This window comes from Cellulomonas sp. NS3 (assembly GCF_024757985.1).
GTDB lineage: Bacteria > Actinomycetota > Actinomycetes > Actinomycetales > Cellulomonadaceae > Cellulomonas_A.
On record NZ_CP103289.1, the window covers coordinates 3,968,482 to 3,988,068 of the forward strand.

16 protein-coding genes are annotated in these 19,587 nt (G+C 73.3%); all 16 read left to right on the forward strand.

All coding sequences use genetic code 11. From position 1 onward, the window contains the following. The first annotated feature begins 23 nt into the window (after positions 1 to 23). The gene (locus NXY84_RS17965; protein WP_258724392.1) at positions 24 to 848 is read left to right on the forward strand and encodes an FHA domain-containing protein; all 825 of its coding nucleotides are present in this window, start codon (positions 24 to 26) and stop codon (positions 846 to 848) included. Next, a complete protein-coding gene (locus NXY84_RS17970; protein WP_258724393.1) occupies positions 845 to 1,354 on the forward strand; it encodes a hypothetical protein in 510 nt (169 codons plus the stop codon). Before NXY84_RS17965 ends, NXY84_RS17970 begins: the two co-directional genes overlap by 4 nt. Next, entirely contained in the window at positions 1,351 to 2,652 is a 1,302-nt protein-coding gene (gene eccD, locus NXY84_RS17975) for a type VII secretion integral membrane protein EccD (protein WP_258724394.1), read from the forward strand. Before NXY84_RS17970 ends, eccD begins: the two co-directional genes overlap by 4 nt. Then, a complete protein-coding gene (locus NXY84_RS17980) occupies positions 2,652 to 3,500 on the forward strand; it encodes a hypothetical protein (protein WP_258724395.1) in 849 nt (282 codons plus the stop codon). Before eccD ends, NXY84_RS17980 begins: the two co-directional genes overlap by 1 nt. Beyond that, entirely contained in the window at positions 3,497 to 7,543 is a 4,047-nt protein-coding gene (gene eccCa, locus NXY84_RS17985; RefSeq protein ID WP_258724396.1) for a type VII secretion protein EccCa, read from the forward strand. Before NXY84_RS17980 ends, eccCa begins: the two co-directional genes overlap by 4 nt. Positions 7,544 to 7,586: 43 nt before the next feature. Further along, positions 7,587 to 8,129, forward strand: coding sequence for a hypothetical protein (locus tag NXY84_RS17990; protein WP_258724397.1), 543 nt, complete (start codon positions 7,587 to 7,589; stop codon positions 8,127 to 8,129). Between the two features lie 96 nt (positions 8,130 to 8,225). Continuing rightward, positions 8,226 to 8,681 (forward strand): GNAT family N-acetyltransferase, encoded by a 456-nt coding sequence (locus NXY84_RS17995; RefSeq protein ID WP_258724398.1) that lies wholly within the window; start codon positions 8,226 to 8,228, stop codon positions 8,679 to 8,681. Positions 8,682 to 8,754: 73 nt separating this feature from the next. Beyond that, complete coding sequence (locus NXY84_RS18000) at positions 8,755 to 9,258, forward strand: nucleoside deaminase (protein WP_258724399.1); 504 nt, start codon at positions 8,755 to 8,757, stop codon at positions 9,256 to 9,258. Between the two features lie 420 nt (positions 9,259 to 9,678). Further along, positions 9,679 to 10,485, forward strand: coding sequence for a hypothetical protein (locus NXY84_RS18005; RefSeq protein ID WP_258724400.1), 807 nt, complete (start codon positions 9,679 to 9,681; stop codon positions 10,483 to 10,485). 508 nt (positions 10,486 to 10,993) lie between these two features. Next, positions 10,994 to 11,263 (forward strand): hypothetical protein, encoded by a 270-nt coding sequence (locus tag NXY84_RS18010; protein ID WP_258724401.1) that lies wholly within the window; start codon positions 10,994 to 10,996, stop codon positions 11,261 to 11,263. Between the two features lie 8 nt (positions 11,264 to 11,271). Continuing rightward, positions 11,272 to 11,703 (forward strand): hypothetical protein, encoded by a 432-nt coding sequence (locus NXY84_RS18015; protein ID WP_258724402.1) that lies wholly within the window; start codon positions 11,272 to 11,274, stop codon positions 11,701 to 11,703. Positions 11,704 to 11,870: 167 nt separating this feature from the next. Next, on the forward strand, positions 11,871 to 14,417 hold the full coding sequence (locus tag NXY84_RS18020) for an ATP-binding protein (RefSeq protein ID WP_258724403.1): 2,547 nt from the start codon (positions 11,871 to 11,873) through the stop codon (positions 14,415 to 14,417). Positions 14,418 to 14,440: 23 nt separating this feature from the next. After that, positions 14,441 to 16,480: a hypothetical protein gene (locus tag NXY84_RS18025; protein ID WP_258724404.1), complete on the forward strand. Its 2,040-nt coding sequence runs from the start codon at positions 14,441 to 14,443 to the stop codon at positions 16,478 to 16,480. Beyond that, entirely contained in the window at positions 16,480 to 17,109 is a 630-nt protein-coding gene (locus NXY84_RS18030; RefSeq protein ID WP_258724405.1) for a hypothetical protein, read from the forward strand. Before NXY84_RS18025 ends, NXY84_RS18030 begins: the two co-directional genes overlap by 1 nt. 1 nt (position 17,110) lies before the next feature. Further along, entirely contained in the window at positions 17,111 to 18,430 is a 1,320-nt protein-coding gene (locus tag NXY84_RS18035; RefSeq protein ID WP_258724406.1) for a M23 family metallopeptidase, read from the forward strand. Further along, positions 18,427 to 19,104 carry a hypothetical protein gene (locus NXY84_RS18040; protein ID WP_258724407.1) on the forward strand — a complete coding sequence of 226 codons (678 nt, stop codon included), beginning with the start codon at positions 18,427 to 18,429 and terminating at the stop codon, positions 19,102 to 19,104. Before NXY84_RS18035 ends, NXY84_RS18040 begins: the two co-directional genes overlap by 4 nt. Positions 19,105 to 19,587: the final 483 nt, after the last annotated feature.

Sequence of the window (19,587 nt, forward strand, 5' to 3'; positions counted from 1 at the left end):
CGGACGACCACCGACCGTCACCGATGAGTGCCTTCACCGCCGTCGACCCGCCGCGCACGGACGCACCGTCCGCCGTGCCGCGCGCGCCCGTGCCCACGGCCGTCCTGTTCCACGGCGTGGTGCTCGCCGAGACGCGGCGGACCTGGGCGCTGCTCGTGGACGCCGGCGTCGTGGTGCTCGCGCTCGTCGTCGGGCTCGTGCTGACGCCGCTGCTCGGGCTCGTGCTGCCCGTCGTCGCGGTGCTCGCGGTCCTCGCCGGGCTGGTGCGCCACGGGCGCACCCCGGGCCACCTCGCCCTGCGGCTGCGGACCGTGGACGCGCGCACGGGCATGCCCGGGGGTCCGCTCGCGCTGCTCCCGGCACGCGGGGTGACCGCCGACCTCGCGCGCGGGCGCGACCCGCTGCGGGTGATCCCCTCGGCGCTGACCCCCGGCCCGCGCACCCCGGCGCCGCGCTCCGCCGACCCGTGGGCCGAGGGCAGCCGTCGCCCGGCGACCGTCGTGCTCCTCACCGACGACGGCTCGGTGCTGCACGTCACCGGCCCCACCATCGTCGGGCGCAGCCCCGTGGACCCGACCGGGGCGCACCTCCTGCTCGGCATCCCGGACCTGAGCCGGAGCATCTCGCGCAGCCACGCCCTGCTCGAGCCGCACGGCGCCTCGGTGTGGGTCACGGACCTCGGGTCGGCGAACGGCACCGCGGTCGCGCTGCCGGGCGAGCCGCTCGTCCGGCTCGCCCCGAACGTGCGCGTCGAGGCCCCGGTGGGCGCGCGGCTCGCGCTGGGCGACCGCGTGGTGCACCTCGCGCAGGCGCAGACCACCGGCCCCGGACCGGAGGGAGCACGGTGAACGACCCGGACCGGACCCTGATCGAGACGACGCGGACGCACCGCGACCGGCTCGCGTCGGCGCTGTCGTTCGGCGCGCTCGACCGGCGGCGCCCGGTCAACACGAACCTGCGCCGCTTCGTCGGCTCGGTGGTGCTCGCCGCGGTCGCCGGGGTCGGCTGCCTGACCTTCTCGTTCGTCGTCCACCTGCTCGACGACCGGCGCGAGGACCAGGCGCTCGCCGCGTTCCGTGCCGCGCTGTCCGCCAACCCGATCCAGCCGACCGACCAGATGCCCGAGGACCCGCTCACGGGCTTCCTCGAGGACCCGGCGTCCGAGGACCTCATCGACCCGCAGACCGGGTTCGTCGTCGACCGCGAGACCGGGCTGGCCCGCGACCCCGAGGGGAACACCATCGACCCGCGCATCGACTGGTACCTGGACCCGGCGAGCGGGTACTACACCGACCCGGCGTCGGGCGTGACGATCGACCCACGCACGCTGCAGGTCGTCGAGGAGGACCGGTGACCGAGTACACCCGCGTCACGGTGCAGGGCGAGGGGCGCAAGGCCGACCTCGTGCTGCCCGACGACGAGCCGGTCGCCGCGATGCTGCCCGACGTGCTGTCGCTGCTCGACGACGGCCAGGCCCGCTCGGCGCGTCCCGTCGCGCTCGTCACGACCGTCGGCGACCAGCTCGACCCGTCGCTCACCCTCGCGGAGCAGGCCGTCGCGCACGGCACCCTCCTCCGCGTCGTGCGGGTCGACCAGGCCCCGCCACCCCCCGAGGTCGCGGACGTCACGGACGTCGCCGCCGACGCGGTGCAGTCCCGGTCCGACGCGTGGCGCCCGGTCTGGGGCGTCGTCGCCGGGGCGGTCCTCGCGGGCGTCCTCGGGTTCCTCGCGGCCGGGCTCGCGGTGCGCGACCTCGACGTCCGGGCCGCCACGCTGCTCGGGGTGTGCGCCGCGCTCGCCGTCGTCGCGGCGCTGCTCGCGCGCCGGGACCGCACCGAGCCCGCCGTCGTGGCGGTCGCCGCCGCCGTCGGGGCCGCCGTCGTCGCTGCCCGCGAGCTGACGTCGGGCGCGCCCGGGGAGACCGCCCTGGTCGCGTTCGGGCTCGTGGGGCTGCTCGTCGCCGTGGTCGCCGCGGCCGGGTCCCGCGACACCGGGCTCACGCTCGGGGGCGCCACCGCGGCCGCCCTCGTGGGTGCGGTCGTCGGGATGCACGCGCTCGACGCCGAGCCCACGCACACCGCCGCGGTCGTCGCGGTGCTCGGCTGCCTGCTGGTCGGGCTGCTGCCCGGGATCGCGATGTCGGTGAGCGGCCTCAACGGGCTCGACGACCGGGTCGTCGAGGGCCGGCGCGTCTCGCGCGCGGAGGCGCACCGCGCCGTCGGCACGACGCACCGGGCGCTCACGTGGTCGACCGTCGCCGCCGCCGTCGTGACCGGCGCGTGCGCCTGGGTGCTCGCAGGCGGCGAGGACCCCTGGAGCCGGCTGCTCGCGGTCGCCGTGGCCGGGGTGCTGCTGCTCCGCACGCGCGTCTTCCCGCTCGCCCCGCAGCGCCTCGCGCTCCTCGCCGCGGGGGCCACGCCGCTCGTCGCGCTGCTCGCGGAGCTCGGGAGGACCGACCCGGCGCGGGCCCTCGCCGTCGCCGGGGTCGTGCTCGTCGTGCTCGCGCTGCTCGTGGGCGCACGTCCGCGCGAGCACGTCGTCGCCCGCGCCCGCCGGCTCGGGAACGTCGTCGAGCTCGTCGCGGTCGTCGCGCTCGTCCCGCTCGTGCTGGCGCACCTCGGCGTGTTCGCGGACCTCGTGGAGACCTTCTGATGGGCCGCGCGTGGACGACCGTCGTCTCGGCGCTGCCCGGGCGCGTCGACGAGCTGCGCCGGCTCGACGCGGCGGTGCGCGCACCGCTGCCGCTCAGCACGCGCGTCGGGTTCACGGGCGTCGCCGGCGGGATCGGCTGCTCGGTGGCCGCAGGGCTCGCGGCGTCGGTGCTCGCCCGGCGGCGGGACCACCGGGTGCTCGCGGTGAACGCCTCGCCCTCGACGCGCTCGCTGCTGTGGCACGCCGGGCTCGCGTCACCCGCGACGAGCACCCCCGAGCACGAGGTCGAGCGCCGCGCCGCGCGGCACTCCTCGGAGGCGACCGCGGGCCTCGCGCGCACGCCCGGCGGGCTGCACTGCCTGGACCTGCACGCCGACGGGACGCCCGTGCGCGACGCGCGCTGGTGGGAGGCGGTCGCGCCCGCAGGCCGGTTCTTCGACTTCGTGGTCACCGACTGGGGCGTGCGCGACGCGGCGACGATCGGCAGCGTCGTCTCGGCCAGCACGGTCGTGTGCGTCGTGACCGCACCGGACCGCGCGTCGGTCCAGGCCGGCGTCGACCTCGCGCACGCCGTCGACGACCCGGCGGTGCGTGTCCTGCTCGCGGTGGTCGACGCGGCCGGTGCGCGGCGGGCGGCGACCGGCGACCTCGTCCGCCTCCTGCCCGTCCCGGCGGTCGAGGTCCCCCGGGACCGGGCGCACGGCGCCGTCCGTCCGGTGCCCGGTCCGCGGCTGCGCGCGTCGACCCACCTCGCGGCGCTGCGGCTCGCGGCGGCGCTGGTCGACGCGGCCGTGCCCGCGGGCGGTCCGGTGCCGGGCGCCCGTCCGCGGCGGGAGCGTGCCGCGTGACGCTGACCCTCGTCCACCGGCCGACCCGCAGCACGGTCCCGCTGACCCGCCCCGACGCCGAGCAGATCGCGCCGCCGCCGCCGCTCGGCGACGACCCGGGCGGACGGACGCCGCTGCAGTTCCTGCTGCCGATCGTCGGCGCCATGTCGTCCGTCGTCATGATGGTCGTGCTGCGCAACGGCCAGCCGCTGTTCCTCGTCATCGCCGCCCTCGTGTTCGTGGTCGCGATCATCGCGGGCGTCGGGTTCGCTATCTCGTCGCGCGGCGCACAGCGCAAGCAGCACCGCGCGCAGCGCGAGCTCTACCTCGACTATCTCGAGCAGCTGCGCCGCGACCTCACGCGGCGCACCGAGGCCGCGCGGCTCGACGCCGCGGTGCTGCACCCCGAGCCCGCGGCGCTCGTCCCGCTCGTCCGCGACCCGGCACGGCTGTGGGAGCGGCGGCGGCGCGACGCCGACTTCCTGGCGGTGCGGCTCGGGACCGGCTCGGTGCCGTGGTTCGGCCTGTCCGTGCCGCCGCCCGAGTCCCCGATGCAGCCGCACGACCCCATCCTGCTCTCGGAGGCCCGGCTCATCGCCGAGCAGTCCGAGCGCGTCGAGGCGATGCCCGTGACGGTCGACCTGCGCGGCGCCGGGGTCGTCGCGGTCATCGGCGAGCGCGCACAGGCCGTGGGCGTCGTCCGCAGCCTGCTCCTGCAGCTCGCCGCGCACCACGGGCCCGACGACGTGGCCGTCGCCGCCGCGTTCGACGAGGACCGCGCCGCCGACTGGCACGGGCTCGACCTGCTGCCGCACGTGCAGGACCCCGAGCTGTTCGACGGCCCGGTCCCCGCCCGCCGGATCGCCCCCGACGTCGACGCGCTCGCGCACGTGCTCGGCGCGACCCTGACCGACCGGCTCCAGCACGCGCACTCCGCCCGGCGCACCGGCGCGACGCGCACGCAGCCGTCGCGGCTCGTCGTCGTCGTCGACGACCACGGCCGGCGCGCGTCCCGGCTGCCCGTGGGCGGCGGGGCGTCGCTGCGCGAGCTCGCCGTGACGGTCGTGCACGTGCTCGCGGACCGGCTCGACGAGCCGAACGACGTCGACGTGCGGGTCATCCTGCGCGGCGACGGCTCCCCGGGGCCGTCCACCGGCGAGCCGGTCGGCACGTCCGTCCGCGCGCGCGCCCTCCGGTCGGCCCCCGGCGCGGCCGGCGCGCCGGTCGTCGGGACCGGCGGTCAGCCCGTCGACGAGGGGAGCGTCCTGACCGTCGACGCGGGGACCCCCACGGCCGTCGACGTGGCGCTCGTCCCGGACGTCACCAGCCCGACGCTGTTCGCCTCGACCGCCCGCGCGATGGCCGCCCTGCGCGTCTCGGCGGCGGCCGCGCAGGACGAGCAGGGCAACCGCACGCTCGACGTCGCCGAGCTCCTCGGGGTCGACGGGGTCGAGGACCTCGACCCCGAGCTGCTGTGGCGGCCGCGCGCCGCGTCGGAGTTCCTGCGCGTGCCGTTCGCGACCGACGACCTCGGCAGCCCCGTGCACCTCGACCTCAAGGAGAGCGCGCAGCTCGGCATGGGGCCGCACGGCATCTGCATCGGGGCGACCGGCTCGGGCAAGTCGGAGATGCTCCGGACGCTGATCCTGTCGCTCGCGCTCACGCACCCGCCCGAGGACCTGTCGATGATCCTCGTCGACTACAAGGGGGGCGCGGCGTTCGCCCCGTTCGTCGGGCTCCCGCACCTTGCGGGGCTCATCGACAACCTCGCCGACGACCCGCAGCTCACGACGCGGGCCCGGGCGTCGATCCAGGGCGAGGTCGTGCGGCGCCAGCGGCTGCTCAAGGACGCGGGGTCCTCGCCGTCCATCACGCACTACCGCGAGCTGCGCCGCGAGCGCCCCGACCTGCCGCCGATGCCGCACCTGTTCGTCGTGATCGACGAGTTCGGCGAGCTGCTCACCGCCGAGCCGGAGTTCATCGACCTCTTCCTGCAGATCGGGCGCATCGGCCGCTCGATCGGCGTGCACCTGCTGCTGTCGAGCCAGCGCATCGAGGGCGGCAAGCTCCGCGGGCTCGACACGTACCTGTCCTACCGGCTCGGGCTGCGCACGTTCAGCGAGCCCGAGTCGCAGATGGTGCTGAGCACGGCCGACGCGTACCACCTGCCCGCGCTGCCGGGGTACGGCTACCTCAAGGTCGACACGAGCGTGTACACGCGCTTCCGGGCGGGCTACGTCTCGGGCCCGGTCGAGCGGCTCCGGGCGCCGCGCGACGAGGGCGTCGAGCCCCGCCCGCTGCTGCTCCCCCGGTACAACGGCATCCGCCGCGAGCGGGCCGACGAGGGCGGCGCCCCGGTCCTGTCCCGCCCCGGCACCGGGCGCACGTTCATCGACGAGTCCGTGCAGCGCGTGCGCGACGACGAGCGCGCCGTCCGGCCCGTGTGGCTGCCCCCGCTGCCCGACCGGCTCGCGCTCGGCCTCGTCGTCGACCGCGCGGGCGACCGCGGCCCCGGGCTGAGCACGGTCATGGGCCTCGAGGACGACCCCGCGCAGCAGCGTCAGGACCCGTGGCGCCTGGACCTCGCGCGTGCCGGTGGCCACGTCGCCGTGATCGGCGCCCCGCAGTCGGGCCGCAGCACGCTCCTGCGCACGATCGCGGCGTCGCTCGCGCTGACGCACACGCCGCGCGACGTCGCGGTCTACGGCATGGACCTCACGGGCGGCGGCCTCCAGCGCATCGAGCAGTTCCCGCACGTCGGCGGCGTCGCGACGCGCGCGAACCGGGACCGGCTCGCGCGCCTCGTCGAGGAGCTCGGCGGGATGCTCGCGCTGCGCGAGCAGGTGTTCAAGGCCCGGTCGATCGACTCGATGGCGCAGCTCCGGGTCCAGCACGCCGCCGGCCGGGTCCCCGAGCTCGACGCCGCCGACGTCGTGCTGCTCGTCGACGGGTACGGCCAGATCCGCCAGGACTTCGAGGAGCTCGAGGCCGCCTTCGTCGACATCATGCTCCGGGCGGCCGGCTTCGGGATCCACCTCGTGCTCGGCATGACGCGGTGGAGCGAGCTGCGGATGGGGCACCAGGCGCTCGTCGGCACGCGCGTCGAGCTCCGCCTCAACGACCCCTCCGAGTCCAGCATCGACCGCAAGCTCTCCTCGACGATCTCGGTCGACACACCGGGCCGGGTGCTGCTCGACAGCAAGAACTTCGCGCACGTGGCCCTCCCGGTGCTCGACGTCGTGCCGGACGAGGCGGTCGGCGACGAGCTCGAGGCGCTCGCGCGGCGCACGGCGCAGTCGTGGAGCGGCCCCGCCGCGGCGCCCATCCGGCTGCTGCCGCTGCACGTCGACCCGGCCGAGCTCCCCGACGCGTTCGACGAGCCCGACGTCGTCCCGATCGGGCTGCGCCAGGACACCATGGAGGCGGCGCTCTGGGACTTCGCGGGCGACGACCAGCACCTGCTCGTGCTCGGCGACGCGCGCTCCGGCAAGTCGACGCTGCTGCGCACGATCGCGCGCGGGCTGCAGGACCGGTTCTCGAGCGACGAGCTCGCGATCGCGGTCGTCGACGTGCGCGGGCACGTGCCCGGCGTCATCGAGGACGACTACCTGGCGGCGCACGCCCGTAACGCCGCCCAGGCCCGCGGGCTCGCCGCGTCGATCGCAGCGGAGCTCGAGAAGCGCCCGACGCGGGACGCCGAGCAACGCGCGAAGGAGCCCCGCATCGTCGTGCTCGTCGACGACCACGACATCGTCGCGGCGGGCGGCGACGACCCGCTCGCGCCGCTGCTGCCGTACATGCCGAGCGCGCGCGACCTGGGCCTGCACGTCGTGCTGACCCGGCCCGTCGCCGGCGCGAGCCGCGCGATGTACACCCAGGTCATCCAGACGACGCGCGACACCGGCGGCTCCGTGCTGCTCATGTCGGGCGAGCGCAGCGAGGGCCAGGTCGTCGGCCGGCTCTACCCCGAGCGCTTCCCGCCCGGGCGCGGCCGGTTCGTGCGCCGCGGCGTCGCGCCCTACGTCGTGCAGGTCGCCGCGACGCCCGAGGGCGAGGCCTCGTGAGGACGCTCGCGCTCGTCGCGGCGACGCCCGAGGGCGAGGCCTCGTGAGGACGCTCGCGCTCGTCGCCGCGTCGTCCGGCGCCGGGGCGACGACCTTGGCCGCGCTCGCGTTCGCCGGGCTGCGGGACGAGCCGCGAGGCGCACCGCGGCTCCTCGGCGCCGAGCGCGGCGGGCTGCTCGAACGGGCCGACGGCGCCGAGGCGGACACGGTCGACCCCGAGCGCGCGGTGTGGGACGCCGGGGTCCGCCCGCTCGGCGAGGTGCTCGCGGTGCTCGGGCCGCTGGACCCGCTGGTCGTGGTCGCACCCGCGACGCCGCTCGGCGCGGCCGACGCCCGCCGCCTGCTCGACGAGGTCGCCGCGACCGACCCCCGCGGCCTCGACCGGGTGACCGTCGTGCTCGCGGAGGTGCACGGGCGCGCCCGGACGCTCGCCGCCCCGCCGGGCGCCCCGGTGCTGCGGCTCCCCTACGACCGGGCGCTCGCGCAGCCCGGAGCCGTGCTCGCCGACGGGACCCGGCTCGCGCGGCGCACGCGGGCCGCCGTGACCGCGTGGCAGGACTGCTGCGCGGAGCTGCTGAACCGCTGAGCGAGAGCGAGGGCACCGCCGGCTCGCGCGTGAAACCCCTGGCCAGGTTCCCGGCGCCCTCTGGCACCATGTGCCGCTCGACCGCGAGGAGGACCCATGGGCGACAGGCAGCGCGACGGCTACGTGCTGACGCAGGACGCGGAGCTGATCGACCTCGACCGGGTGCACCGGTGGCTCTCGGTCGAGTCCTACTGGGCGACCGGCCGCGAGCGCGACGTGATCGAGCGCTCGATCGCCGGGTCGCGGCCGTACGCCGCGCTTCACGACGGCACGCAGGTCGCGTTCGCGCGCGCGGTGACCGACGGCGCGACGTTCGCGTGGGTGTGCGACGTGTTCGTCGACGAGGCCCACCGCGGCCGCGGTCTCGGGACGTGGCTGGTCGACAGCATCGTCGAGGACCTGACGGAGGCGGGCGTGCCCCGGATCCTGCTCGCCACGCGCGACGCCCAAGAGGTCTACGCGCGCTCCGGCTTCACGGTGCTCGACGCGGGCGGGCGGTTCATGGAGATCGACCGCCGCCCCACGCGTGCGGCGATCCTCGGGCTGTCCTGAGCACCGGGGACCTCGGCGTCCCCGCGGTGATGTCCGCCGCTGTCCCGGCCATGCGGCGTCGTACGGTGGCGGGATGGACCTACCCACGGCGCTGAGTCCCCGGGACCTCGCGCACCTCCGCCGCTGCGTCGAGCTGGCCCGCGAGGCGCTGGCCGACGGCGACGAACCCTTCGGGTCCGTGCTGGTCGACGCCGCGGGAGCCGTGCTGCACGAGGACCGCAACCGCACCGCGGGCGGCGACCAGACCCGCCACCCCGAGCTCGCGCTCGCGCGGTGGGCGGCGGCGCACGTGCCGGCCGAGGCGCGGCCGGGCTGCACGGTCTACACCTCGGGAGAGCACTGCCCGATGTGCGCGGCCGGCCACGCCTGGGTCGGGCTGGGCCGCATCGTGTACGCGGGCTCGGTCGGCCAGCTCACCGAGTGGCGACGGGGCTGGGGGCTGTCGCCGTCGCCGGTCGCGGCGCTGCCGATCACCACCGTGGCTCCCGGCGTGCCCGTCGGCGGTCCGGCACCCGAGCTCGCCGACGAGCTCCGCGACCTCCACCGGCAGCACGCCGAGAGGCACGCCGCTCCCTGACCCGTCGCGACCGCAGCGGGGACACGCGAACGGCCCCCGTCGCGCATCTGCGGGTCGGGGCGAAGGGCTCGTCACCTCACGCTCTCGAACCACGCGTTCGTCGAGCCCGTCGCGGTCTGGCTCGGCGTATCAGCGGCCCCGGGCGAGCGTCCTCCACGTGCACGCGGGTCTGCGGCAGACGCGTCGCGAAGCTCCCACCGGGCGCGGTCAGCGCCAGCCGTCCCACACCACTGACCGGACCCGCGAGCCCTCCGGGCACGCGCACCGGACCGCGCGATCCCGCGAGGCCCGCACCCGGCTCCGCGCGAGCCGGGCACGCCCGCGACGCGAACGAGGCCGATCATGTGCTGGCACAGGGAAGACAACGCACCACCGAGCTTTGCGTGGACCCTCACGACGACGACGGTCGCAGGCACCACCGTGCGCTATCACAACCCGCCGGGCGCGCTCGGGCTCGTGCTCCTCTTCGACGGGGGTGGGGGCGGCAGCGTGTGGTTCACCCTCATGGAGAACCGTCTCCTGGTCGAGGCGCTGGTCGACGCCGGCTACGCGGTCGCCGCCCTGCAGAGCGCCGGCCCGGGCGGCGACTTCGACATGACCGCGGACCCGCTGACGAACCAGGACCTGCAGAACGTCGAGGGCACCATCACGGCCCTCGGCTTCGCGGGCGCGGACCCGTACTACGTCGGCTTCTCCTCGGGCGGGGCGTTCGCCAGCCTCGCGACCGTGTACACCCCGGCTCGGGCGATCGCCCTGCTCAACGTCCGAGGCCTCGCGAGCACCTACACCAACCCGGCGCTCCCACCTCCCCCGACGCTCTGGGTCGTGGCCCGCAACGACCTGCGCGTCCCACCGACGGACGCCGCGCTGGCCGCGAACTGGGCTGCCATCGCGGCCAGCGGCGTCGACTGGGAGTTCTACGTCAACGAGCCGGCGGGACTGCTGCCCGAGGCGTTCGAGCGCATCAGCGACCCGAGCTCGAGCGTGAGCCCGGCCGACTCGAGCGCCGCCGTCGCGGACCTGCAGGCCGGCGGGCAGCTCGACGCCTGCGCCGTGCCGATCGGACCCGCGAACACCCTGAACTGGGGCGTCGTCTCGCCGGGCCCGTCGTTCACCGCGGCCTTCCAGGCCGAGGCGCAGCGGCAGGTCAACGAGCTCTACGCGTCGCACGTGGTGACCGCCGACTTCCGGCAGCAGGTGGCCGACTTCTTCCTGGCCCACCCCTGAGGCGGTCCAGGCGCGGGTCGGTGGCCCACGAAGATCCACCGATCCGTCGCGGAGCACACGAGCGCCGGCGCCGCAGGAGACGTCACGGGAGTGGGAACGAGGAAACCCCGCCGGACTGTCAGCGTTTCCGCTGGTCCGACGGGGTTCCGGGTGGAGCCGCCTAACAGAATCGAACTGTTGACCTTCTCATTACGAGAGCGTTCCGTGCGCCTTTCGGCGAGGCGGTGCAGCGGTGAACAGGGTGCTTCGGTGCCCTACGGCGCTCATGTTTTTCGGCTCGGGGGGCACCGGGGGGGCACGCTCGGCGTCGGTGATTCTGCCTCGTGCCCGCGTGGCATCCCAGCGCCGCGGCCCGCCGGTGGGAACTTGAAGTGTGCGTCCGGTAGCGACGCAGGGGGCCTCGCGCGCAATGACGCGCGCGACGAGTTGCGAGCAGGTGCTCGACGTTCTGAGGCGCGTCACGCGCCCCACACCAGAGAACCAGGACACATCCTCACCGGAGGCAGTCATGAGGGCTGTATCGAACGCGCACGCGCTGGCGACCCAGGTCGGCGGTTTCGGGACGACGGGCCTGTCGGCCTGGATCCAGAACAACGTCATCACGATCATCCTGCTGATGATCGCGGCGACGGCGCTGTGGGCCGGGAAGAACGGCAACATCTCCAAGGTCGTGACGATCGCGGCCTGCGCGGTGGTCGGTGTGACCGTCCTCGCGCTGGCGACCACGGGTGCGGCCACGGACGTCGGTGGCTGGCTCGTGGGTCTGTTCCGGGCCTGAGGTGCGCGATGCGCCTTCCGGACGACGACGAGATCTATGACGTCGACCAGACCTATCTGGGTCCACCCGGCCGGTACATCGGCCGCTTTCGGTACCGCGCGATCCTTATCGGGCCCGTGGTGTTCCTTCTCGGGCTCGTCACGGTCAACCAGAGCCGCATCGGCTACTCGCTGCTGTCGGTCGGCCTGCTCGCGATCGGCACTGCCTGGCTGACGGGCTGGATCGTCGACCACACGAGCCAGGAGCGTCCGGTCGGGGTGCTGATCCGGACCATGGCGCACGAGCTCACGGCGCGCCGTGCTGTCGCGAAGGGGCATCGCAGCCGTCGCACAGCGGCGTTCCGGGCTCCCACCACGGAGGTCGGCGCAGCTCACGGCCTCCCGGCGAGCCGCAGACGGTGGCGCTCGTACGCGAACCACGCATCAGGTCAGGGGGCATGATGCACGTCAACCTCAAGGCTCTCTTCGTCAAGGGCACGTCGCAGCCGGCGGACGAGCCGCTGGTCGACTACGACCCCGCCGAGGAGGAAGCGACGACGGGCCGGGTAGTCAAAGCCGGCCGCCGTCGGTCCTCGCATCCGGATGTGCCGAAGCCGCGCGGTGACGAGATGGGGTGGTCTCTGTCGCGCGTCGCCGGCCACGTGACGTTCACCGACCGGCGGATGACGGCGTGGTACCTACTGGATCCCCAGATGTGGAGCTTCCGATCGGTGGCGGACGGCGAAGCACTGATCACGGCGATGGCGGCCCAGCTCGCGGAGCTGACTGGGCGCACGATGTACGGGCGGATCACGAGCCGTCCGTACCCCGTGGCGAGCTGGGCGGCGGCGGCCTACAGCAACTCCCCCGCGCCGACCCAGGGGTTCGAGAAGATCCTCGAGCGCGATCAGCTCCAGCTCGCCACACGGATGCAGAGCGACAAGCTCGTGTACTTCGGGGTCGACCTGGGTACGCGCTCGGCCGTCGTCGACGTCACGTCGCGCATGGTCTCCGACGTGGCCCGACGCGAACGTGAGGCGTTGCAGGCGAAGCTCGACGAGACCGACGCGATCATGGCCGGTCCGGGCATCGAGGCGATCCCTGCCGTCGGGAACGACATGGCCTGGCTGCTGGCCCGGTCGTTCGCGCTCGGGTGCCCGGTTCCCCATCAGGACAGCGTCGAGGAGTTCTCCTGGACGAAGGAGGATCTCGACGAGTTCGCCGGCGCGGTCGACTGGACGGCGGAGCCCTTGGCTCTGTCGACCCGGATCGAGTCGACGATGGGCGACGGCCGCATCACCCGACACGTCGTCGTGCTCACCGTGGGGCGGATGGGCGAGCTCCTGATCCCGGAGAAGGAGGAGCCGTGGATCGCCAAGACGGACAAGCTCCGGTTCCCGGTGGAGTGGTCGTTCCGGATCGACGTGCGCCGGCCCGAGGACACCTCGCGCGAGATGAACAAGCTGTCGGACCGGATCGCGGCGCAGATCGATCACTACGTGAAGGACCACGACAAGGAACCGCCTCGCCAGCTCAGCCGTCAGTCTGCCCGGGCGAGTGAGGTCGAGGACGAGATGCGGTCCGGGTTCGACGGGCTGCGGACGCGGGTGCGCGGGTGGTTCCGGATCGCTGTCTCTGGTCCAACGGAGGAGGAGGCGCTGGCGCGGGCAACGGCGGTCCAGAACCTCTACAAGCCGAACATCCGGATCGAGCGCGAGTTCGACCAGTACCGGTTGGCGCGGGAGTTCGTCCCCGGGGAGCCGCTGGCGAACTCCGGTCACACGCGCCGGATGCCCGTGCTGAAGTTCGCTGCCGGTGTGCCGGCCGCTACCGCCGAGGTGGGAGACAAGCGCGGCGTGCTGCTCGGGTACACCGCCGGCTTCGCGGAGCGAGCTGTCACGTGGGACCCCTGGTACGGGCCTGAGGTCGTGGAGGGCTCGGGGCTCGTTCCGCTCGTCGGTGGGCTGGGCGCCGGGAAGTCGTGGCTGATGGGCGGGGTCGTCTACAAGACGTGTGTGCAGGGTGTGGCCTGGACGATCATGGATCCGTCGGGGCGCCTCGGAGCGCTGACCACGCTGCCGGAGTTCCGCGGGATCGCGCTGAACGTCAACCTGCTCGACTCCGAGCCGGGGACGCTGAACCCGTATGCGATGGTGCGGAACCCGCTCTTCCAGTGGTTCAGCGACGAGGAGAACCCTGAGGTCGCGTGGCGTCTCGCGATGAGCGCCGCGGAGGCCCAGCGACGGGACCTGGCCTACGACACCCTGCGGTGGTGCCTGCCTCCGGCGACGGCGGTGCGGGAGGAGGTGCAGAGCGTCCTGCGTGACGCGATCTCTGCGGCGCCGGCGCTGGCGAGCTCCAAGGTCGAGGCAGTGATGTCGGCGCTGAACGGACGGGCTACCCGGGACGACGACTCGGTCGCGCGCACGATCCATGCCCGCCTCTGCGAGGCGAAGGAGCGTGAGCTGTCACGCCTGTTCTTCGCTACACCGGGCCGGGGTCACGACGGTGGCGAGGTCAGCACGCCGAGGCTGACGGTGTTCAACCTCAAGGGCCTCGTCCAGGCGCAGGAGGACAAGCCACGCGAGGACTGGTCCTACGACGAGCTCATGAGCCGGCCGATCATGAACCTCGCCGCGTGGTCCGCCCTGCGCAACGTGTACCGGGCGGACGTCCACGAGCGGAAGGGCATCGCGATCGACGAGGCCCACGAGATCACCAAGGTCGGCACGGGCGCGACGCTGGTACAAAAGGTCGCCACCGACACCCGCAAGCACAACATCGCCGCCCTGCTCTCGACCCAGAACGCGAGCAACGTGCTCGGGCAGAACATCAACAACTTCGTCGGCGCCGCGTTCGTCGGGAAGACCACGGACGAGCAGGCTCAAGCCGACGCGTGCCGGCTGCTCGGCCTGCCCGTCGGTGTGGGATACGAGACGGTGATGGGCCGGCTCAGCCCTCGGCCGCGCCGCTCGCACCAGCGCAACCAGGAGCCGCGGGAGTTCATCTTCCGGGACGGCATGGGAGGTGACGGCGGTCGCGGCGGCATCGAGAAGATCCGAATCGACTTCACCGACCACCCAGGGCTGTCGGCAGCGCTGGACACCACGGCCGACCCGACGAAGCGTCGTTCGCTGCGCGTGCTCGACGGCGACGCCGAGGGGGTGGCGTCATGAGGGGCGCTCGCGGTACGGCGTGGATGCGTCAGATCGGTGCGCTCGTCCTCGCGCTCGTGATCCTGCTCGGCGGGCCGGCGATGGCTGCCGCCGCGGCGCCGTCGCCCGTGGCTGCTGGCCCCTCGGTGTCGGCGATAAAGGCGTGTGCGCCCGCCCCTGCACCGAACCGCCCGAGCGCGGGACTGCCCGGCAAGCTGACGCCGCCGCATCCTGAGACCAGCCCGGGCGATCCGTTCTCGGACCCGGACATCGCGATCTCGGACGTGTACGGCTACAGCTACCGCTGGGTGAACTACGACAACGGCTGCGTGCCGGGAGCGAGCTGGGGGCCCGGGTTCGTCACCGGCATCGGCAACCTGCTCCTCGCTGGGGCGTCTGCCACGAACGCCCTGGTGCACAGCACGCTCGGCTTCGTCGTCGAGCCGACGTGGCTGGAGCCGCTGGACCAGACGATCACTCAGGCGACCGAGGCGGTGCGGACCGGGGTGTGGGCGCCGTGGATCACGGTGGCGCTCGTCCTGGTGGCCGCGACCGTGCTCGCTGCGGCAGCTCGTGCGGAGGTGTCGAACGCGGTGACGTCCGCGGGGTGGGCGCTCCTCGTCCTCGTCGCCACGACGTACGTCATGAGCTATCCCCTCTCGTCCGCGCGGGCGGTGGACGGCCTGATCCAGCAGACGGTGACTGCCTCGGCAGAAGCCACATCGTCGGAGAACGTGGACGACGCGGCCGATGCGCTGACCCGTCAGATGGACACGATCAACCGGAACAGCCTCTACAGCGCCTGGCTCGAGGGGACTCTCGGCTCCTCGGACAGCACGGTCGCCCGCGAGCACGGACCCGATCTCTTCCGGGCGTCGCACCTGACCTGGTGGGAGGCCGAGACGCTCGACGCGGACCCGACCGCTGGGCAGGCGCTCATCGAGGGGAAGAAGACGCTGTGGAGTGAGACCGCCGCGAAGGTGGAGAGCTCCGACCCGCTCGCGTACCGGCAGCTCACGGGAAATCAAGGCCGATGGGACGCCACGGCGACGATCACGATCATGACGGCGATCACGATGCCGTTCCTGCTGGTGGCCGGGGTCTTCGTGGTCATCGCCTACTCGGTGACGCGGCTGTTCATTCCTCTCGCGCCGGCGCTCGGGGTGTTCGGGATGCTGGAACTGTGCCGCGGCTGGGTGATCGGCGTGGTGGGGCAGCTCGGGCGGTTCCTCATCATGGGCCCGCTGTACTGGATCGGGGCGCTGCTGAACCTCGCGCTGATCTCCGCGGTGTTCCGGTCCGATGTGCCGTTCGCGTTGCAGGCGGTCATCGCCTTGGCTCTCCCGCTGATGCTCTTCAAGCTGCTGCGCCCGAAGGCGTCGGTGCCTGGGTCCAAGCTCGCGCGGCGCCTGGGCCGACTGGCGGTGCGGACCGCCGCGACCAAGGGTGCGGTGAAGGCCGGCGTCGACGACGCGATCACGCCCGAGCGGAGGGTCGAACCGAACGGTGCCGGGCCTGTCGCGCATGGTTCGTCGACCGGCGATGACGGCGGTTCGGTGCGTCAGCCGGCTCCCACTTCGGCGTCCGCTCCCGCCTTGATCGGTGCGGGGGTCGGGAGTCGGGCGGTTCTCGGGTCGCGTCCCGAGCTCGTCGAGTGGGCTGAGGAGTCGCAGTCGGGTCGGGACGTGGAGTTCGCGATGGGTGGTGGTGCTGCGGCCCGGCGAGCTGGTACTGCCACGGTGGCGGCCGGTCCGAGGGTGCGTGCGATCGAGTTGGAGCGGGCGGAGTCGTGGCGTGAGCATCCGGCTATCGCTCCGGGTGACGGCTCCGATCGGTTGCCGCGCCAGGTCACGCGGAACGACAGGTCCTCCGCACCGACACACGCTGCGTCCGCGGCCGACGAGGAGAATCTCGCGGCGCCGGCCGCTGCACGCGTGATGGGTTCCGAGGAACACGTGCCCGCGGAGATCGCGGAAGCGAATGTGCGTGAGGAGAACGGCGAACAGGTCTTCGAGCTGTGGCGCCCGGATCCGGCGCGCACCCATCCGGACGCCGACTCGGATGACGGCGGGGGTGGGCGCTGATGTGGCACCTCTTCGGTCCGATCGTCCGCTGGCCCCTGCACTCCCCCGGGCGCCTGCTGGGCGTCGTCGCCGTGGCCGTGGCCGCAATCTTGGCGCTCGGGGCGATCAACGACCGGGGCTCCGGTCCGGACACGGTCTCGTCGACGCCCTCGGTGATGGCTCTGGGTCGTACTGCGGTCGCGTCTGACAAGGCGTCCACGAGCCTGCCAGGCCGTACAGCGACGCCGCCGGGTACCAAGGACGGCAGCTCGACGAGCGCGGGAACGGACGCGTTCAGTGAGGACCCGGCGGCTAGTAGCGCCATCGTCGCGGCGCAGGAAGCCGCAGCGCAGTTCGTCGCAGCATGGGCACGCCCTGACCTGGACCCGGTGAGCTGGCTGGGCGGCCTCGCTCCGTACGCGACGCCCGAGCTCCGCCAAGCCCTGGCGGACACCGACCCGGTCAACGTGCCGGCGGTGACGGTCTCGGGGCAGCCCGTGCAGGTCGCGATCAACGCCGAGGCCGGCGTGTTCGACGTGCCGACGACGGGCTCGTTCGTGCGGGTGTTCGTGGAGCTCGTCGACGGGACGTGGCTGGCCTCGGACGTGCAACCGACGCGCTCAGCGCAGGACGTCACCGCGGGCGGCTGAGATGGACGTCCTGACCTCGATCGGCGCGTGGGCGACCCAGCAGGGCGTGTCCTGGCTGCTGCGTAACCGCGGTCGGATTGCCGCGCTGATCGGCGTCCTGGGCGTCGGTGCGTTCCTGGTGGGTGCGGGGATCGGCGCGATCGTGTCCGGTGGAGGTTCGGACGAGCAGGCTCGCGCGACGTGCCGGGCGATGGGGTTCACGGTTCCGAATGCCGCGGGAGGTGCGGAAGGTGGTTACGTCCCTGCGCCTGTTGATGCGACGCCGGCGATACCCGAGGGCGGCCTTGTCGATGGGTTCGGCCCGGTCGAGGACGAGCAGATAGCGGTCGCCCAAGCCATCGTGGCCGCCGGCGCAGCGGCTGGTGTGGGCACGCGTGGCATGGTCGTGGGGATCGCCGCGGCGTTGCAGGAATCGGGCCTCCGTCAGCTGGACTACGGCGATCGTGACTCGCTCGGGCCGCTCCAGCAGCGACCGTCGCAGGGATGGGGCACCCCGGAGCAGGTGATTGACGCCGGCTTCGCGGCGCGCGCGTTCTTCGGCGGCGCCAACTCGCCGCACTTCGACGCCGCTCGAGGAGCTGCCAGTCCTGGCGGGTTGCTCGAGGTGGCCGGCTGGGAGCAGATGCCGGTCACCGTGGCGGCGCAGAAGGTGCAGCGCTCGGCGTTCCCCAACGCGTACGCGAAGCATGAAGCGAGAGCGACGCGGATCGTCGCAGCGCTCACGGGCGGCGCACCGATCCGGACCCTGCTGCCGGCGGCAAGTACCGGGGTGGGCGGAGGCGGCGCTGCGAGCCTCATGACAGCCGAGGACTACCGCGCGAGCGGGTTCGACATCGACGGCTTCTGCGCTGCGAATGCGGCCAACCCCGGCGCGGTGGCGAGCGGTGGGCAGACGATCCCTGCGGGCGCCTGGACGGCTCCCCTGGCGAGCTCGATCACCTCGGAGTTCGGGATGCGCCTGCACCCGATCCACGGCGTGTGGAAGCTGCACGAGGGGACGGACTTCGCGGCGCCTGTGGGCACTCCCCTGCGTGCGGCCTCGGACGGGGTGGTCAAGAAGGTGACCTGGTACGGCGGAGGTGGGCTGATCGTCGCTGTGGAGCACGCCGGCGGGGTGGAGACGTGGTTCCTGCATCTGTCGCAGGTGCTGGTGGTGCCGGGTGACGCGGTCATGGGTGGGCAGGTGATTGCCCTGTCGGGGAGCAGCGGCACGGGCACAGGGCCGCACTTCCACCTGGAGACACACGTCGGCGGTCTCCCGGTTGATCCCGTCCCGTTCATGCGTGAGCGAGGCGTCGATCTGGAGGCGAGGGCGTCATGAGCGAGTCGTGGGATGCCGAGGTGTTCCGTGTTCCAGACATCGCCTGGCAGACGGAGGTCCCGCCAGCGCGGTATCCCATCCCGGTGCAGTACGTGCCGGACCTCGACGTAGGGGACGAGCTCACGATCGGGTTGCCAGGGCGCTACTTCATCGACGGGCAGCTCCTCGCGCGCGCTGATCGGGAACTGATCGCGATGAATGGGGAGAGCGACGAGCTCGAGTCGTTGGCGGTTGCGGCGCCGTATGCCTACTGGCTGGCGAAGGCCTACCCGAAGGCGGCCCTGACGATGCAGTGGTGGCCCATTGCGTACTCATGGACGTACCGCGACGCGGTCAAGCCCGAAGTGCAACGTCCTGAGGTAAGTACAACCGCGAAACGCCTCGACGACACCGGCTCCTGGCTCGACCATGTACGCACAACGCTCGACGAGCCCCCGATCCGCAAGCCCTCCCCCGCACGCATGGCGGGATCGCTGTCGGGCCGCGTCGTACGCATGCAGCATGACCGCGGGCTCTGGTCCTGGTGGATCGCGGTAAGCGAGCCACTCGACGACGACGGCGACTTCTTCGTCCACGTGACGAGCCCCCGGAACTACTGGCTTTCCCAAGTCACGTTCGACCCGGCAGCGACGCAGAAGCCAGTGCCGCTCCACCGCCTGTTCGTATACGAATGAACCGACCAGAATCGCGGCGATGTCGGGATCGTCCATCACAAGAAGGGACCGGCGTCGCGCCGTCGCTTGCGAGGTGGAGGGCGCAGCGGCGAGAACGAGCGCCCAAGCTGCCGCTCCCTTGACGCGCCGCAGCCCGGGCCCACGCCGATCGGTGCCCGGGTCTGCACGGCTTCGCAGTAGCACCGGAGGATGCCCGGGCACCTCCGATGCCATCATCGACACGTCGCCCTTGCGAGCCTGTCTCAACTCTGTGCGCTGCTGCCGGCGGTGACGCAGTTCGAGCACCCACGGTCGGCCCCGTCCCATCACATGCCCCGGACGTCATCGAGTTCGGCTCCTCCAAGGCGAACCAGTCGCCCTCGAAGCCTGGCACACGCTCGGGCGGGTCATCCTGCTGCCGACACGGCCAAGACTCACCCAGCCAGACTGACCGCGCCCCTGCACCTGCGGGTGGACTCCCACAGCATCTTCTCGCGCCCGGAG

Bases quoted from the DNA above. Each gene is read 5' to 3' on its own strand.
- NXY84_RS18000 (WP_258724399.1), top strand. From the start codon at position 8,755: ATGGACCTACCCACGGCGCTGAGTCCCCGGGACCTCGCGCACCTCCGC.
- NXY84_RS18020 (WP_258724403.1), top strand. From the start codon at position 11,871: ATGGGGTGGTCTCTGTCGCGCGTCGCCGGCCACGTGACGTTCACCGAC.
- NXY84_RS18035 (WP_258724406.1), top strand. From the start codon at position 17,111: ATGGACGTCCTGACCTCGATCGGCGCGTGGGCGACCCAGCAGGGCGTG.
- NXY84_RS18030 (WP_258724405.1), top strand. From the start codon at position 16,480: ATGTGGCACCTCTTCGGTCCGATCGTCCGCTGGCCCCTGCACTCCCCC.
- NXY84_RS18025 (WP_258724404.1), top strand. From the start codon at position 14,441: ATGCGTCAGATCGGTGCGCTCGTCCTCGCGCTCGTGATCCTGCTCGGC.
- NXY84_RS17980 (WP_258724395.1), top strand. From the start codon at position 2,652: ATGGGCCGCGCGTGGACGACCGTCGTCTCGGCGCTGCCCGGGCGCGTC.
- NXY84_RS18010 (WP_258724401.1), top strand. From the start codon at position 10,994: ATGAGGGCTGTATCGAACGCGCACGCGCTGGCGACCCAGGTCGGCGGT.
- NXY84_RS17995 (WP_258724398.1), top strand. From the start codon at position 8,226: ATGGGCGACAGGCAGCGCGACGGCTACGTGCTGACGCAGGACGCGGAG.
- NXY84_RS18015 (WP_258724402.1), top strand. From the start codon at position 11,272: ATGCGCCTTCCGGACGACGACGAGATCTATGACGTCGACCAGACCTAT.
- NXY84_RS17965 (WP_258724392.1), top strand. From the start codon at position 24: ATGAGTGCCTTCACCGCCGTCGACCCGCCGCGCACGGACGCACCGTCC.
- NXY84_RS18040 (WP_258724407.1), top strand. From the start codon at position 18,427: ATGAGCGAGTCGTGGGATGCCGAGGTGTTCCGTGTTCCAGACATCGCC.